General features: G+C 62.9%; 15 protein-coding genes, 3 tRNA genes and 1 pseudogene. 12 read left to right on the top strand and 7 right to left on the bottom strand.

Going from position 1 to position 15,945, the window contains the following annotated elements; translation table 11 throughout:
- The first annotated feature begins 220 nt into the window (after nucleotides 1-220).
- Both BUS42_RS36515 and csrA read left to right on the top strand, forming a co-directional pair.
- Entirely contained in the window at nucleotides 221-961 is a 741-nt protein-coding gene (locus BUS42_RS36515; RefSeq protein WP_074315995.1) for an RNA polymerase sigma factor, read from the top strand.
- 256 nt (nucleotides 962-1,217) lie between these two features.
- Entirely contained in the window at nucleotides 1,218-1,436 is a 219-nt protein-coding gene (gene csrA, locus BUS42_RS36510; protein WP_074315993.1) for a carbon storage regulator CsrA, read from the top strand.
- 158 nt (nucleotides 1,437-1,594) lie between these two features.
- On the opposite strand, the gene BUS42_RS36505 is transcribed toward csrA, so the two are convergent.
- Entirely contained in the window at nucleotides 1,595-2,155 is a 561-nt protein-coding gene (locus BUS42_RS36505; RefSeq protein ID WP_074315991.1) for a DJ-1/PfpI family protein, read from the bottom strand.
- A gap of 202 nt (nucleotides 2,156-2,357) precedes the next feature.
- On the opposite strand from BUS42_RS36505, the gene BUS42_RS36500 reads away from it, so the two are divergent.
- Nucleotides 2,358-2,432, top strand: a tRNA-Glu gene (locus tag BUS42_RS36500).
- Between the two features lie 181 nt (nucleotides 2,433-2,613).
- A tRNA-Glu gene (locus BUS42_RS36495) sits at nucleotides 2,614-2,688 on the top strand.
- 9 nt (nucleotides 2,689-2,697) lie between these two features.
- Here the strand turns inward: BUS42_RS36495 and BUS42_RS36490 are convergent.
- The 3 genes and pseudogenes from BUS42_RS36490 to BUS42_RS45735 form a co-directional block, all read right to left on the bottom strand.
- Nucleotides 2,698-4,062 carry a dicarboxylate/amino acid:cation symporter gene (locus BUS42_RS36490; protein ID WP_254054050.1) on the bottom strand — a complete coding sequence of 455 codons (1,365 nt, stop codon included), beginning with the start codon at nucleotides 4,060-4,062 and terminating at the stop codon, nucleotides 2,698-2,700.
- 127 nt (nucleotides 4,063-4,189) lie between these two features.
- Nucleotides 4,190-4,732 (bottom strand): annotated as a pseudogene (locus tag BUS42_RS45740) (histone deacetylase); the annotation flags it as partial.
- Nucleotides 4,699-4,980 (bottom strand): arginase family protein, encoded by a 282-nt coding sequence (locus BUS42_RS45735; protein ID WP_254054115.1) that lies wholly within the window; start codon nucleotides 4,978-4,980, stop codon nucleotides 4,699-4,701. The pseudogene BUS42_RS45740 and the gene BUS42_RS45735, both read right to left, overlap by 34 nt.
- Nucleotides 4,981-5,168: 188 nt before the next feature.
- Here BUS42_RS45735 and BUS42_RS36480 point away from each other — a divergent pair, with 188 nt between their 5' ends.
- The 8 genes from BUS42_RS36480 to rpiA all read left to right on the top strand — a co-directional run bounded on the left by BUS42_RS36480 (nucleotide 5,169) and on the right by rpiA (nucleotide 12,644).
- Nucleotides 5,169-6,929: an ArnT family glycosyltransferase gene (locus tag BUS42_RS36480; RefSeq protein ID WP_074315989.1), complete on the top strand. Its 1,761-nt coding sequence runs from the start codon at nucleotides 5,169-5,171 to the stop codon at nucleotides 6,927-6,929.
- A gap of 37 nt (nucleotides 6,930-6,966) precedes the next feature.
- A complete protein-coding gene (locus BUS42_RS36475) occupies nucleotides 6,967-8,322 on the top strand; it encodes a nicotinate phosphoribosyltransferase (RefSeq protein ID WP_074315986.1) in 1,356 nt (451 codons plus the stop codon).
- Nucleotides 8,323-8,586: 264 nt separating this feature from the next.
- Nucleotides 8,587-9,333: a ParA family protein gene (locus BUS42_RS36470; protein WP_074315982.1), complete on the top strand. Its 747-nt coding sequence runs from the start codon at nucleotides 8,587-8,589 to the stop codon at nucleotides 9,331-9,333.
- Nucleotides 9,326-10,222, top strand: a complete 897-nt coding sequence (locus BUS42_RS36465) for a ParB/RepB/Spo0J family partition protein (protein WP_074315980.1) — start codon at nucleotides 9,326-9,328, stop codon at nucleotides 10,220-10,222. The genes BUS42_RS36470 and BUS42_RS36465 overlap by 8 nt, the downstream gene beginning before the upstream one ends.
- Nucleotides 10,223-10,621: 399 nt before the next feature.
- Entirely contained in the window at nucleotides 10,622-11,320 is a 699-nt protein-coding gene (locus BUS42_RS36460) for a hypothetical protein (RefSeq protein WP_254054049.1), read from the top strand.
- Nucleotides 11,321-11,329: 9 nt separating this feature from the next.
- Nucleotides 11,330-11,785 (top strand): response regulator, encoded by a 456-nt coding sequence (locus tag BUS42_RS36455; RefSeq protein ID WP_074315974.1) that lies wholly within the window; start codon nucleotides 11,330-11,332, stop codon nucleotides 11,783-11,785.
- 21 nt (nucleotides 11,786-11,806) lie between these two features.
- Nucleotides 11,807-11,881 (top strand) — tRNA-Pro (locus BUS42_RS36450).
- Nucleotides 11,882-11,945: 64 nt separating this feature from the next.
- Nucleotides 11,946-12,644 carry a ribose-5-phosphate isomerase RpiA gene (gene rpiA / locus BUS42_RS36445; RefSeq protein WP_074317464.1) on the top strand — a complete coding sequence of 233 codons (699 nt, stop codon included), beginning with the start codon at nucleotides 11,946-11,948 and terminating at the stop codon, nucleotides 12,642-12,644.
- A gap of 341 nt (nucleotides 12,645-12,985) precedes the next feature.
- Here the strand turns inward: rpiA and deoC are convergent, their stop codons facing one another.
- The 3 genes from deoC to rnc all read right to left on the bottom strand — a co-directional run bounded on the left by deoC (nucleotide 12,986) and on the right by rnc (nucleotide 15,899).
- Nucleotides 12,986-13,669 (bottom strand): deoxyribose-phosphate aldolase, encoded by a 684-nt coding sequence (gene deoC, locus BUS42_RS36440; RefSeq protein ID WP_074315972.1) that lies wholly within the window; start codon nucleotides 13,667-13,669, stop codon nucleotides 12,986-12,988.
- 94 nt (nucleotides 13,670-13,763) lie between these two features.
- Nucleotides 13,764-15,041 (bottom strand): hypothetical protein, encoded by a 1,278-nt coding sequence (locus tag BUS42_RS36435; protein WP_074315970.1) that lies wholly within the window; start codon nucleotides 15,039-15,041, stop codon nucleotides 13,764-13,766.
- Nucleotides 15,042-15,173: 132 nt separating this feature from the next.
- Nucleotides 15,174-15,899 (bottom strand): ribonuclease III, encoded by a 726-nt coding sequence (gene rnc / locus BUS42_RS36430; protein WP_074315967.1) that lies wholly within the window; start codon nucleotides 15,897-15,899, stop codon nucleotides 15,174-15,176.
- Nucleotides 15,900-15,945: the final 46 nt, after the last annotated feature.

The raw sequence follows: 15,945 nt of genomic DNA, 5'->3' as shown, positions 1-15,945 counted from the left end.
CGGGAGACTTCACGAGGGTTGCGGTCTCCTCCCAAAACGGCGTTCCGACCCCCCGGTGCGGGAAATTTCGATCGCCACTGTCGCTCTTCTTGACAGGCTCGATCGCGTCGAGTCTCATAAGGGCGACCGGGCGTATTGCCCTCGGGCTAGGGCATCAAGTGAAGTTCCACGTGAAACTCCCTAGGCTTACGGGAAACGTCCAACTGAGGTGGGCCAGAACATGGACCTCCCCGAATCAGGGGCTAATCCAATCTCGGGCGAGAACCTGACCGACTTGGAGACGAGTTGGACCACGATTCGCAATGCGCATTGCCCCGGGCCGGTCGGCCAGGCGGCGATGCGTGAGTTGATCGGCCGCTATCACGATGCGGTGGAACGATACCTCCGACTCAAGCTGCGCGATCGAAATCTGGCCGACGAAGTCTTCCAGGAGTTCTGGACGAAACTCCTCACGCACAAGTTGGCGGGGGCGGACAACAATAAAGGGCGGTTCCGCGACTATCTGCGGACCGTGCTCCATCGCCTGATTATCGACCACTTCCGAGCCAAGAAGATTCAGCCACTCCCGCCCGGCGATCTCCTCGACCCGGCAAGCCCCGACGCCGATTACGATCGGGTCTGGCGCGAAGCTGTGATCAAGCGCGTCTGGACACGGCTGGACACCTACGAAGTCAACACCCCGAAGAATCGGTACGCGACGGTACTTCACCTCCGAGTGGGCAACCCCAAGGCGTCGATCGACGAGCTCGCACAGCAACTGGGCGAACAAAACCGAACGACCGTGACTCCCGAAGCGTTCCGCAAAACCCTCCAGCGGGCCCGAGCCAAGTTCCTCGAACTCCTCATCATGGAGCTTCGCGAAACGATTCACCCCGCGGAACCGGAAGACATCGAGGCGGAAATCTTCGACCTCGGGCTGGGCAACCTCTATCGCCGCTATTCCTCCGAACTCGACAACTAACCCCTCCCGCCATCCTGGCGTTCACCACTTCACGGCTTACGCAGATCATGGAAACTACCCGGGTTTCCTGATCTGCGAAAGTGGGGAAATTCCCACGGCCCCTTGACCCCCTATCTTCGGCGTGTAAAGTTGTAATGAGGATGTCGATCCCGTTGCTGGTGATGACGGAAGACCTCTACGACGTATCGACTTCGAAGATGTGCCTCCCGTGTTACACGGGTCTTGCCAAGGACGCTTGGCTTAGAGGGGAGCGGCGATGCTGGTTCTCTCCCGTAAGAAGAACGAGAGCATCATCATCAACGATAACATCACGATTACCGTGATCGAGATTCGGGGTGATAAGGTGCGCCTAGGCATCGACGCCCCAAAGGATGTGACGGTACATCGCCGCGAGGTGTACGAGGCCATCCAAAACCAAACGAAGGTGGGCGAGCCCGATCGGAGTCCGGTCAGTCCTGATTCGGGCGTGAGCTGAATCGAGTCGACTCAACGGCAACCAGGCTCACGGCCTGGCCCCTTCCCACCTGCGCACCATGAGGCCCTCGACGGGCCTCATCGCATTGACGGCTCCCGTCCCAAACCCCGTCGGCCGACTTCGGCCTCGGGCGTTCCCGGGACGTTCAACTCGTGCTTCTACACTGGCGTCGTCGATTTGAGGATGCGGACGAATTCCCGCATCCAGGGGCCGTTGTCCGGCCATCCTCGGACAGTCACGAGCGTCCCATCGACCACAACGTCACGATTCACGAACTCCGCGCCCGCGGCACAAAGATCGGGCTCGAGGTCGGGATAGCAGGTCAGCGTCTTCCCTTTGACGCCACCGGCCGCAATTAAAAGCAACGGGCCGTGGCAGTTGGCCGCGATCGGCTTGTTCGACGCGACGAAATGTCGGACAATTGTCACGGCGTTGGGCCGGTTCCGAAGATACTCGGGGGCACGGCCTCCTGGCAGGACCAGGGCGTCATAGGCCGTCGGATCGACTTCCGCAAATCCAAGGTCGGCCTCAACTCGGTAGCCCGGTTTCTCGGTGTACGTGTCGAATCCGGGTTCGAAGTCGTGGACCACGGAGAGGAAGGCCCGCTTCTCGGGTGCCGCGATGTGAACTAGCCACCCCTCCTCTTCCAGGCGGTACTTGGCGTAGTAGATCTCCTGCGCCTCGCCTGCATCGCCCGACATCAACAAGATCTTCAACATGGTGGCGACCCTCGTTTGCTGACTGACCTGTCTCTTGGTAGCTTCGCACCCTTCGGTTCTCCCGAGGCTAACGGCTTCCCGACGGCGCCGCAACGGGCTCGGACCGACTCCAATCTTTCTGGCAACTCTCGACGAACTTCGTCAGTCCTCGGCTTGACTGATCTCCCTCGTCCGGTTACATTATTCCTCGCCGCAACACTAAGGCCCCGTCGTCTAGCCTGGTCTAGGACACATGCCTTTCACGCATGCAACACGGGTTCAAATCCCGTCGGGGTCACTGCTCTTTTTCAGCGGTCTGGGGTGGAAATAGCCCGGTGGTTTCCACTGGGATTGGAGCTTGGTTTTCAAGCTCTCGATCCGCTCCTTACTTCGTTGGACTCTTGTCTCGATCGCTCCAAGCGATCGAGATGAGATGCGACAGGAAGTTTATTCTTCTTGTCGCCGCTGCTCTCCGCTTAGGCCCCGTCGTCTAGCCTGGTCTAGGACACATGCCTTTCACGCATGCAACACGGGTTCAAATCCCGTCGGGGTCATCACACACTTCAAGCGGTTCGGGGCGGAAATGACCCGGTGGCTTCCACCGGGATTGGAGCTTGGACTTCGAGCTCTGGATCCGCCCCCTCCTCCGGTGGACTCTGCTCCCGATCGAACCGATCGAGGAGAACGGCCACGAGAATATCACTCGTCACGTTGGTCATTGCGCGACAGCGCGAGAGCAGCCAGTCGACGGTGAGGAGCAGCGGGAGCAGCTCCAGTGGCAACCCGACGGTGGCGAGCACCAAAGCGAGCGAGATGAGACCCGCGTCGGGCACGGCCGCGATCCCTACACCCGCGATCACGCAGGATGCCGCGGTCAGCAACTGCTGGCCGAGCGTGAGCTCGATGCCGTAGACCTGCGCGACGAAGAGGACCGCCATCGCCTCGTACAGTAAGATCCCATCGTTATTCAGATTCGTCCCGACGCAGGCCGCAAGCCGAGCCGACTGGGGCGAGACCTTCATCCGATCGAGACAACGGAGTGTGACCGGGAGCGACGCGAGGCTACTGCTCGCCCCCAACGCGTACACCACGGCATCCCGCGCGCCCACCCAAAACTCGCGTAAGGTCCGTCGGGAGACGAAGTAGATCCAGGCCTGATAGACCACCAAGACCTGAATCGCCAAGCCAAGGACCGCGACCCCAACGTAGGCGGCCAAGCCAACTAACGGGGCGAAACCTTCTTGGCCGATCATCTTCGCGACCACGCCGAAGACCGCCAACGGAACGAACGCGATCACTCCGCCGAGCATGAACTCGATCGCGCGATAGAGCGTCGCGACGAGTTGTTCGACCACGCGGTAGGCGTGGTCGCCCTCCGCCACTTGCTCGTTTTTCACGTGCCGCAACGCGATGCCGGAGAGCAGGGCGAGGAAAATAATCGAGATGATCGAGTTATCGAGGAACGGGCGGACGACGCTACTGGGGATATAGTTCGTCAACTCACGCAAGAAGTCGATCTTCTTGGCCTCGGGCACGGCGCTCTCGGCCTTCGCCTGCGCGCTTAACGCGCTCGATACGGTGAGATGATCGCCGGGTCGAAGTGTGTTCGAGAGCGTCAGACCGATGATGACCGCCAACGCCGCGTTCGTCGCGGTGATGGCGAGCATGATCAAGCCGCTCCGGAGCCGAATCTGAGTGCGCAGAAAGGCGTCCACGACGGCGAAGAACAGGAGTGGCGCCGCGAGGGTTTTGATCAAGCCGATGATGACGTTGCCGAGTTGGCCAAGCGGTTCCGCTCGTGGACCGAACATCAGGCCGACGACCACACCGAGCATCATCGCGGCGAGGATTCGAGCAAAGAACGGAATCCGACGTCGCGGGCCGCTCGGCGTCATTGGCATCGTCGACCCTTCGGAAGCGGCGTTCATTTGCGATCCACCTGTCCTGCGCCCAAGCTACGGAGATGAACCTCAACACATCCCGCGAGCCGCGAAACGTTGTACCCCCCTCAAGGACGCTCACGATCCGACCCTGCGCATGGGTCTCGGCGACGTCGATGAGGTTGCGAGTCAGAATTTCGAAGTCCTCCTCCACCAGACCCAGACCGCCCACGGGATCTTCCTCGTGGGCATCGAAACCCGCGCTGATCAGAACGAGCTCGGGGCGGACCCGATCCGCGATCGAATCCAATTCAGCCCGGAACGCCGCGTGATAGTCCGCCCGAGAAACATGGGCGGGCAGGGGGATGTTCTTGGTCATCCCGAGGCCCCGCCCGGTCCCGGTCTCGTTCGCCGCGCCTGTGCCCGGGTAGAACGGGAAGCGATGAATCGAGAGGAACGCGACCGAGGGATCGTCGTAGAACATTTCCTGGGTCCCGTTGCCGTGGTGCACGTCGAAGTCGACGATCAGGACGCGGTGCATTCCCAGACGATGCACGGCGTCGGCCGCGGCGACCGCCACATTGCCGTAGAGGCAGAACCCCATCGGCGCGTCCGGTCTGGCGTGGTGCCCTGGGGGACGGACCAGGCAGAGTGCACGGTTCCCGGGGCCGTTGACGACGGCGGTCACGGCTTCGACGGCGGCCCCTGCCGCGAGCAGCGCCGCCCGGTTTGAGCCCGGGGAGACCCAGGTATCCTCCTCGATCGCCCCCCGCCCTCTGCCTGGAAGTCGGCGACCATCTTCAAGTAACCGGGAGTATGGACTCGGAGCAGTTCCTCGCGGGTCGCCTCGCGGACGGTCCCGATCGGGCAGGATGCCAGCAACCCGGTTCTCTCGAGCTGGCGTAGGATGGTTTTAAGTCGTTCCGGACGTTCCGGGTGCTGGACGGGCGGAATGTGGTCGAGCATCCGCGGGTCGGTAAAGAGCGTGACCATACGCGGAACCCCGGTGGCCGTTGTTGGAAAGGAATACGACTCTGAGGTTAAAGTTCGACCGGCTCGGCGTCAACCGGCTGTGCGGTTCCACGTGAAACAGGTCACGGTTTACCAGCCTGACGTGATGAGATTCCCCACGGTTTCGTATATGATCGGCCCCCATGAATCGCTTCCAACCGTCGACCCGCCGTGAGCTCGTTGCCGTCTCGATCCTCACGCTGGTGGGGACAGGGCTTCGGTTCTGGGGCTATGGGGGGCTCGGACTGAATCAATTCGACGAGGGGATCTACGCCCTATCGGGACTCTGGTCGCTGAGCCCACAAGGGCTCGCCGGCCTCAATCCGATCGTGATCGCCTACGCCCCTCCCGGGTTTCCGTTCTTGGTGGGAGTCATCGACTTTGTGCTTGGGGTCAGCGATGTCACCGCGATCCTCGCCTCGACCCTCTGTGGCGTAGCCACGATACCGGTGGCGGCCTGGGTTGGCCGTCGGACCTTCGGAGTCGGCGCCGGGGCTGCCTCGGCGGCCTTGACCGCGTTGGCGATGCCGCACGTCGCCTTTTCGCGAAAGGCGCTAACCGACGTGCCACTTGGGCTGGTCTGGCTGATTGCGATCGGGCTAGGGGGGCGCTTCCTCGAGAAGCCGACGATCGGTCGTGCCCTTGCGCTCGGACTAGGAGTCGGGCTGGCTCAGCAGTTCAAGTACAACGGTTGGCTCACCGGTCTGATCGTTGCTTTTGCCGCCCTCGTGGGCTTGGTCGGGCATGCCGAGCTACGTCGCGCGTGGCTCTCGGCTGGCCGCCTCCGATTTGGTCCGGTACTCCTGAGCGCGGTCGCGGCCGGGTTGGCGTTGTTGGTCTACTGGCCCTGGTATCAGTTCGTCGAACGGCACGGCGGGTATCAGGCGCTGCTCACGCACCACCGGAGTTACCTGGGAGGCCCGGCCCAGTGGTATCCCTACTGGAACCAACAGCAGGCCCAGCTCGTCGCCCTGTCGGGCGGCGCCGCCTGGGGCGGATTCACCTGGGCTGTCGCCTGGCTCGCGTGCGCTTGGTCAAGACACGGGAGTTCCCTGTTCGCCGGGAAGCCAGGGGTGTCTTGGATACGGCTCAGTTCGGGACTCGTCGGCGGGGGGATCGCACTCGCGGTGTTACCAAGCCTCCCCTGGTGGATTGGGTTCGCCGCGACTCCCTGGCTCCTGATCGCGACCAGTCCTGCCCGACGCATGTTCGGGAGCTGGTGGCTCCTGCTCTCGGTGCTGACTCCGTTCTATCATCCGTATGCCCGCCTCTGGCTCCCCTTGCATGCCGCGGGCTGGCTCCTGGCCGCCGGTCTCCTCGTCGAGCTCCTTCCCTCGGAGCCGCTCGAACCGGGAGATCGAGCCTGGGAGCGAGCGGAACCGCGAGTCCGGTCGTTGAGATTCTTCGTGCCGATCCTGGTGTGTTTCGTCGTCGGACTGATCTTCCAGTGGAACACGGCGGCGCGGTCGTTCTCGTTCGCCCGCTTCTACCTGTCGACCTCGACGCTCCGTGACCTGGTCAGCGAACTGCCCGAGCTCATTCCTGCCGCCTCGGGACGAGAGCCCGAGTTGGTCGTCTTGGGCCGGCGTCCGCTCGCCTTCTACCTGTTACTCCAAGGGCGATACCGATTTCGGATCCTGGAAGGTCTCGACGACATCATCCAGCAACCTCACGAGTGGGCGATCCTTGACGACGCCTTGTTCGACGGCGGGGTTGAACCGATCTTGCCCTCGGCTGTCACGGGACGAATCTTCGAGACCCGCAACGAAACTCTAGACCCGGTGACCTTGCTCGATATCTCGCCCGGATCTGCGTTCGCCCGAAACCCGATTCGCTCGAACCTGATCCTGCTCTTGAAGCCGGCCGGGCTGCCGAGCGTCGCATTGCGAAATCGCGTGAGATGACCCTCCCTGCTCCGCTTCCCTTGAGAGGAATCCCCCCTTGTTTCCGGATCCTCCCGTCTCCCTCTGGCCAGACCCCGAGTCACTTGGTGCGGTCACGGACCTCTACCAGCTCACGATGATGGCGGGCTATGCGCAGGCGGGAAAGGACCGCGACCGTGCCACGTTCGAGTTGTTCGTCCGGCGACTGCCGGACCACCGCGCGTTCCTCGTCTTTGCGGGCTTGGAACAGGCGATCGGCGACCTCCTGCGATTGGCTTTCTCCGACGCACAGGTCGACGCGATCCGGCGCCTCCCGGCGCTCTCGCACATCGACTCCTCGTTCTTCGAGTCGCTCCGGACCCTCCGGTTCGAGGGCGATGTCTGGGCGGCCCCCGAAGGGTCGGTCGTCTTTGCGGGCGAGCCTCTGATTCGGGTCGAGGCCCCATTGCCCCAGGCGCAATGGGTGGAGACCTTCTTACTCGCTTCCATTGGCTATCCGACCTTGGTCGCGTCGAAAGCCGCGCGCCTGGTCGAGGCGGCGGAGGGCCGCCCTGTCTTTGATTTCGGAGCGCGGCGTGGCCACGGTCCTCACGCCGGGTTTCTCGCGGCGCGGGCCGCCTATCTCGCCGGCTGCGCGGGGACGAGCCATGTTGAGGCCGCACATCGGTTGGGGATCCCCTGCGTGGGTACGATGGCCCACTCCTGGGTCCAGTCGTTCCCGACCGAAGCCGAGGCCTTCGCGTTTTTCAACGCGATTTTCCCCAACGCATCGACGCTGCTCGTGGATACTTACGACACCGTGGAAGGCGTTCGCCTTGCCGCGGCGCTCGAGCCTGCGATCCAGGCCATCCGCCTTGATAGCGGCGATCTCTCCGCACTTGCGTTCAAAGCCAGAGCCATCCTCGACGCCGCGAACCGATCCGCGGTCAAGATCATTGGGAGCGGCGACCTCGACGAAGCCGCGATCGCCCGCCTGGTGCGGCACGGAGCGCCGTTCGATTCGTTCGGGGTCGGCACCGAGTTGATCACGAGCCGCGACGCGCCCAGTCTGTCGATCGTCTATAAACTCGTCGAGTTGAACGGCACCGGGAGGATCAAGCGCAGTCCTGGCAAGAAGACCTATCCGATGGCGAAGCAGGTCTATCGGTTCCGGGATGCCACGGGACGGTTCTCATGCGACCGAGTGACAAAAGCGGACGAACCGTCGGACGGTGAGCCGCTCCTCGTCCCGATTGTCCGGTCGGGTGCGCTCGTCGACTCGCTTCCTCGGCTCGACGCGATTCGGGATTACTGTCGCCGGCAACTCGCCTCGCTTCCCGACATCCTTCGCGGGCACAACGCCAAGCCGCTCTATCCACTCGCCTATAGCTTCGCGCTCGAGGCGGAGGCGGAACGGCTCGTTTCAGGAGGTTGAGAGGCGCTGGGATTCGAAGCTCGGGACCGTTCTGCCGACCGCCTGAATTCCGCGGCGGAATGGGAGAAATTCAGGCCGGAGACGGCTTCGGATCTTGAGCTTTACACCCGTTCCCGACCCGGATACGATCCGCGACGACCGGAGCCTCCTGGCCCTGGTTTCTCACTTCTGCGGGCAGGGACGCCCGATCCCGGAACGGTCATCCGTCCGTCCGTCGGTCGCCCCTTGCGCGATCGATCGAGTTCGGACGGAGGTTGCCGAGACGTGGCCAAGATCATCAGCGTGGCCAACCAGAAGGGGGGGGTCGGCAAGACGACCACCGCGATCAACCTCGCCGCGGGCCTCGCGAAGGCAGGCCGATCCGCGCTGGTGATCGACGTCGATCCCCAGTGCAACGCCACAAGCGGGCTCGGTGTTGAGCCTGCCCAGCGTCATCCACTGCTCGCCGGTCGGCCGTTGGTCGAGTCGGTCGTCGAGACGTCCCAGCCGAAGCTCTTCGTCCTCCCTGGATCGCAGAGCTTGGCCGACGCCGATGCGCTCTCGGCTTCGAATCGCCAGCGGGCCTCGACGCTCCGCCAGCAGCTTAATGGCGAACTGGGCGGATACGACTTTGTGTTCTTGGACTGCCCCCCCTCGTTGGGTCAGCTCACCCGCGCCGCGCTCGGGGCGTCTGCCGAGGTCTACATCCCGATCCAGTGCGAATACTTCGCCATGGAGGGACTCTCGCAGATCATCGACCTTGCCCGCCAGACCAAGGCCAAGGACAACCACCGGCTTGAGATCGGCGGGATCGTCTTGACGATGTACGACCCCGCGCTCGATCTCGCCAACGAGGTCGCCGAGGAAGTCCGCGACTACTTCGATGAGACCGTCTTCGACACTCTCATCCCTCGCGATGTTCATATTAGCGAAGCGCCGAGCCACGGCGTCAGCGTGCTCGACTATTCCCCGAGAGCCCGGGGCGCCTGGGCTTACGCCGAACTTGCCATGGAGGTCATCGACCGTGAATAAGCGACGACTCGGACGCGGTCTGGAGTCACTCCTGGGTCGCGATGAAGGGGGCTTTGACCCCGGATCCGGCGACGCCAGCGACCTGACTTTTGTCGCGATCAACCTGATCGATCCCAACCCGTTTCAGCCGAGACGTCAGTTCGACCCGGCCGAGATCGCGGCGCTCGCCGACTCGCTCCGCCAGCACGGCATGCTCCAGCCCGTGCTCGTGCGTGCCGTCAACGACCGCTACCAACTGGTCGCGGGCGAACGCCGGCTGAGGGCGAGCGTCGAGGCCCAGCTTCACGAGATCCCGGCTCGCGTGATGGAGCTCGATGACCAGCGGGTCAGCGAGCTCGCCATGGTCGAGAACCTTCAGCGCGAGGACTTGAACGCGCTGGAAAAGGCGGTCGCCTTCCGTGACTACCTGAACAACTACGGGGGGACTCAGGAGGAGCTCGCCGGCCGACTCGGCCTCGACCGCTCCACCGTCTCGAATCTAATCCGCCTGCTCGACCTGCCGGAAGAGATTCAGGACGCGGTCCGTAACAAGAAGATTTCCCAAGGTCACGCGCGCGCGATTCTCGGCCTACCGGACGCGGACAGCCAGATCGGCGCCTTCCAGCGGATCATCGCCGAGAATCTCTCGGTCCGCCAAACCGAGGCCCTCGTCGCCACCGGCGAACCGACTCCAGCCCGAACCCGGATTCGCAAGGATCCGGCCGAGCAGGGGGTCACTTCGGGCGGCGGGAAAATGCCCCACGTCCTCGAACTCGAGAAACACCTCCATAGCCGATTCGGCACACCGGTCTTGATTCGCGTGAAGAGCCGCGACCGCGGTCAGATCGTGATCGACTTCAATTCGCAGGAAGAGTTCGAGCGCGTCACCACCCTGATTCGCGGGGAATAAGCCACCGACTTGGTCGAGTCGCCGACGTTGAACCTCCCAGGCGCGGAAATCACTGCCACGGTGATTTCCGCGCCTGTCGTCGTTTTCCGCCTGATCGCAAGAAAACGATGACCACGCTTCCCATTTCTTTCGGCTTGTCCGGGAAAGGAGAACCGAGAGTGGCGAACCGATCGCGCGTCGCGATTTCGGAGGTTCGCCTCACATGGCACAATTCAACCGTGTGGAAGCGTCTCAGGGGATGCGGCGGCGAATTGGACGGGGTGGCACTCTGTTTGCGTTTCTTCCCGACTCATGATTCCTCCGACTCTCCGACGAGTTTTCCCCAAGCGGCCCGGCGAGGAGGCCTGGTCCTGTTCGTTTGGCGAAGCGGCCCGAAATGCGTCCGAGATGGATTTTCCGATGGCTCAGGCAATGCTGGAAGACGACCTCGCGTGTTCCTTGGTCGGGGTCGCGTCGGACCCCTTCAAGGTTCGCGCCTTACACGACATTCTCGGAGTGTTCTGTCATCAGTGCCGGAACACGCTCAACTCCTTGAAACTGAGCCTCTATCTGACGAAGCGTGACGCATCGCACGTGGCCTCGCCGCTGTGGGGCGAGCTTGATCAACGCTACCACGAGGTGGAACTTCTCTTCGATCGACTCCAGGCCATTTGCCGACCGATGACGCTGACTCCCCTCAGGGCCTCGCTGTCGCTCATCATGAAAGAGCGGGGGGCCTCCTGGGTTGAGGCCATGGCTGCACGAGATCGTTCACTCCGATTGGTTCCACCGAAATCGTCCGACGTCGGCGAGTTTGACCCGATTCGCCTCCCCGAGTGCCTCAACACGTTCATTCTCTGGCGTGCTGAAGTGGGTGAACGCGGGCAGCCAGCCCAGTTGGGGTGGAGAATTGAAGACGATCATTTTTTGATTGAGTGGGACGAGCCGTCCTCTTTCGGCGTCGGTGGAACTCCCGAACGTTCGGACCGGTCCGACCCGCTGGCCCTGCCGCTCCTGGCCCGAGTGCTCTCGGCGCACGGGGGAACGATGACTCTCGACTTCCACGACGGTTTGCACCTCAGGGCGACTTGGCCCCTGACCGTTCGTCCTTCCTTGTGAGTGACTATCATGCTGAGCAGCGCACCCATTCTCACCACCACCGCGCCTGTGGGCGGAACGAAGCCGTACGTCCTCCTCGTGGATGACCATGCGCCAAGTTTGCGTCAGCTGCACCAGGTGGTGAAGGGTGCCGGTCACTCCTGTGTGGTCGCCTCATCGGGGGCCCTGGCGCTCTCTCAGTGCGATGTCCGTCGGCCCCAGGTGATCGTGACCGATCTCTCGATGCCGAACCTCGATGGTCGAGCCCTGGCCCACTGGATCCGTGCCCGCTATCCGTCGGTCCCCCTGATCCTGATGACCGGCGAGATTCTTGACATGCCCACGCTCGACTCGTTTCGCCGCACGTTTACCGCGGTCTTTCGCAAGCCGATCGACCTCGATCGGTTCCTCGAATGCCTCGATCGCCTGATGCCCACCGAAAGCTTTCTCGAGCCGACCTTGACCTACATGCCGGATTGTTCGTAACATGCCGTGGTCCAACCGATTCGGGGCGTAGCGCAGCCTGGTTAGCGCGCCTGCCTTGGGAGCAGGAGGTCACCAGTTCGAATCTGGTCGCCCCGATTCTTTGCTTGAGATTCCCGTCTCTGGACACGGCCTGGATCGATAGGTGGGGCAAGTCGACGTCATGAGCGAGCGCGATCCCGCGAAGTACCAGGCGGCCCTGTCCGCGGCTGCATTGGTCAAAAGTGGGATGGTCGTCGGACTGGGTTCGGGAACGACCGCGAGTCTTACGATCCGGCTTCTGGGCGATCGTCGCAATCACGAAGCCCTCGACTTTGTGGGCGTTCCCACCAGCACCGCGACGGCTGAGCTGGCCCAATCCTTGGCCATCCCGCTTCGCGAACTTGACGAGGTCGACTCCCTTGACCTGAACCTCGACGGGGCCGACGAGGTGGATTCGCGGTTCCGGATGATCAAGGGACGGGGAGGGGCCCTGCTCCGTGAGAAAATCGTGGTCTCCTCGGCGCGACGCAAGGTCACGATTATCACCGCGGAGAAGCGGGTCGAGCGGCTCGGTGCAACGATGCCGCTTCCTGTTGAGGTCAGTCTCTTCGGTCTGAAACACACCGAGGCGCAACTCAAGCGGCTCGGTGCCAGCACGTCGATCCGGACTCAGAGCGACGGCACCCTGTCTCTCACCGATGGTGGGAACGGGATCATCGACTGCCGGTTCGCCGCCAATGACGATCCGGAAAGTCTCGACCTTCGGCTCCGACGGGTCGCCGGGGTTCTCGATACCGGCTTCTTCTTCGGCCTGTGCGACCTCCTGGTCGTCGGATACGCCGATCGGGTCGAACAGTTCGAGGCCCCGCCTCACGTCTGATCCACGCCGTTCCGCACCGCCTCGATGGTACGTGGGACGGATTGAGTGCGGACAAGCGCTTCAAGCCCTCGTCATTTCCGGTTGGTCATGCGACGACGAGACCGCTACGCTTTCAAAGTTGAAGGCGTGAGCGGTTGAACCTCGTTTCACGTGAAACTCGTCGAACCCGCCGAGTCGGTCGCTTGAGCGGTCCCGAAGCTCGGACCCCTTCACCTGATTCCACGTGAAACGTCGAGTGTCTCACGATAATCCGGTAGGGCGGGCGGGTCGCTCCCTGTCCTCCAGAGGTGAGGACGAAGTGCTAGCGACACGCCCGTCGTACAGCGTTTGCTGCGATGCGCTTAGCGAGCCAAACGCGCGGTGAGCTCGTCGAGAATCTCCGCGGTCTTACTTGCACCGATCCGATCGGACCCAAGTTTGGCGACCGCGATCGCGGCGTCGAGGTCGCGAATTCCGCCGGCGGCCTTGAGCTTCACATGCGACGGGGCAGCCTTGCGCATCAGGATCAAGTCGGCGTGCGAGGCGCCGCCGGTTCCATAGCCGGTCGAGGTCTTCACGTAGTCGGCTCCGACCTCGCCACAGATCTGACAGAGACGAATCTTCTGTTCATCGTTGAGATAGCAGTTCTCGAAGATGACCTTGAGGATCGCCCCTCCCTCGTGCGCTGTTCGGGTGATCGCCTCGATCTCGGCCTGAACTCGATCCCACTGGCCCTCGATCGCATGGCCGATGTTGATCACCATATCGAGCTCGGTCGCCCCGTCATCGATTGCCCGCTCCGACTCGAAGCGCTTTACCGCCGTGGTATGTCCGCCATGCGGGAAGCCGATGGTCGTCCCCACAAACACGCCGGAGTCGCGAAGGATCGCCGCGGCCTGAGCGACAGCGTAGGGCTTGATGCAGACGCTGGCCACCTTGTACTTCGCGGCGAGGCGGCAACCCTCCTCCAATTCGACGTCGGTCAACGTCGGCCCGAGGAGCGAGTGGTCGATCCGCTTGGCGATTGCTTCGTAAGTGAATTCCATGATCAACCGGCTCCCGGTTAGGACAGGGTCGTGGGTCGGCACAAGAAGTTGTTGGGCGGCAAGGGGGGCGCCCCGCGGGTGCGCGGGATTCGCCTCAGCGCACGGGAAAGAGCGACTGCCGAGTTTCCTTCATTCTCGACGAGCCGGCGATCGGACGCTTCGAGCCGAGGTTCGGCCGGAACATCATCAGCAAGACGAGCGGTAAATAGAGAAGGACCATCGTTCCCCCCTCCTCGAGATACCAGAACTGACTCGCGATCAGCGAGGCTGATGACAAGGCAATCAACTCCCCCAGGTTCTTCTCAGCGGGCCAGAGGGAGGTCACGAGCACCAGGGCCAGAAAGGCGATCAGCACGGGGAGTCGATAGCTCGCGTCGATGCCCGACCAGAAGCTCCCGTTCAACGGGGGATCCATCCCAGGTAAGAGCCCAGCCTCGGCGAGGCTTCGGGCGCCCAGAGCGCGGGCCCACCGCGCCAGTCCTGGAATGAATGCGCCCAGCAGTGCGGAGCCCGAAATGACGCCCAGGCTCACGGACGTGAATCGGATCCAGCCTTTTCGGCGATAGAAACCAGCCCAGAGTGGCACAAGCCCCAGGCAGGCCGGCATCCACCCGGCAGCCAGGCCTATCAATAACCCCGCGATTGCCGGCCTCGTGTACACCGCCAGGGCGGTCACGATCAGCGCGGCGGGCACAACCTGCCCACTATCGACGAGCGCAATTCGGGTGTAGGGGGAGAGGAGGTAGCAGGTGGCGACGGCCAGTCCGGCGATCGGTCGTTCGAAGTGACGCCAACCGACGATGATGAGGCCGGCGACCAGGCCGAGGTGAGCCAGGCTGGCGAGGACGCGCGAGAGGATCACCTGGGGCGGATTGGGTTTCAGGGCGCTGGGGAGCGGCGCGATCATCAGGACTTGATTGACGGCGGAGTTGGCGTCGCGTGCTCCCGGGGGAGGGGGGGTGTCGCGTCCGCTGGGGGCCGCTGGGTTTCGCTTTTCCCCTTCGTCGACCGGCAGGCTGATGGTCTCGGCGACGAGGAGCGAGAGCATACCGACCGAGAGACAGGCGAGGCCGGCCGCATTGAGGTTGGGCTCGAGCAGAGGGCGTCGGGTGAGACCAAGGTCGAGGAAGCACCGAACCAGCCATGCGGCCGAGCCGAGGAACAACCAGACGAAGGCGATCCAGGGCTGTCGGTCCCCGTTCCCGACGAGCCGCATCATGCCGGGTGAGAGCGCGAAGAGGAGCAGGAGATCGAGGTTCCGCACGCTCCAAATCCGGCTGAATTTGAAGAAGAGCGTGACACAGCCGACCAGCGTCAGCAAGAGCCAGATTTCGGGCCCGACTCCGAGGTCGAGTACCAGCGAACCGGTCACGGGATCTACTCTCCGCGAAAATCAGTCAATCCGTGCCGAGACAGCGCCTCAGCATGCATGCGTCCGACGCTTGGCGATCGTACGCGGGAATCAGGCGACTCGCAAGTCAGCAGGAACGGCCGGGGAAACAACTCAGTCCGACTCGAACGGGACCGCTTCACCCGAGAGTTGACTGAGCGCGTTCATCGCGGCTCGTTGTTCGGCGTCCTTCTTGTTGCGGCCCCAGGCGGGGGCGTAGCGTTGACGGCCGATCTGGGCGGAAATCTTGAAGCACTTCGAGTGGTCGGGGCCCTTCTCGTCGAGCAGGAGGTAGGTCGGGGTCTCACCGAACTGTCGTTGAGCAACCTGCTGGAGGTTGCTCTTGTAGTTGATTCCCCCTTGGCCATCGACGGTCGCGTCGATCTCCGCCTCGATGTGGCGGACGATAAAACGCTTCGCCGCCTCCATTCCGCCGTCGAGGTAGATCGCGCCGATCAGGCTCTCGAACACGTCAGCCAGGGCAGAGGAGGGGGTCTCGTCCTGCCCTCCCATTCCCTTGCCGAGCACGAGGAAGTCTTCGAGGCCAAGCCGCTCGGAGATCTTCGCGCAGGTGCGCCGCGAGACGACGACCGACTTGACTCGGGTGAGCTCGCCTTCGAGGTACTCGGGGAATTTGAGGAAGAGCTGTTCGCAGACGATCGCACCAAGGATGGCGTCGCCGAGAAATTCCAGTCGTTCGTTCGACACCAGCCGGTGGTCGGCTCCGGACGCGTGCGTCAGAGCCTCACGGAGATAGGTGGGATCTTTGAACGAGTAGTTGAGCACGTCCTGGCAGTGCTCGAGTTGTGTTGCTTCATCTCGTTCAGTCGAATCAGGCATGGCCGCACCAACTTGGCGCTTATAGATTTGCGTTTCAGTGACTTAA

Origin of the sequence: Singulisphaera sp. GP187 (assembly GCF_900129635.1) — a bacterium.
Classification (GTDB): domain Bacteria; phylum Planctomycetota; class Planctomycetia; order Isosphaerales; family Isosphaeraceae; genus Singulisphaera.
Note: the sequence above shows the minus strand (reverse complement) of the source record. Positions and strands in the feature narration are given on the sequence as shown.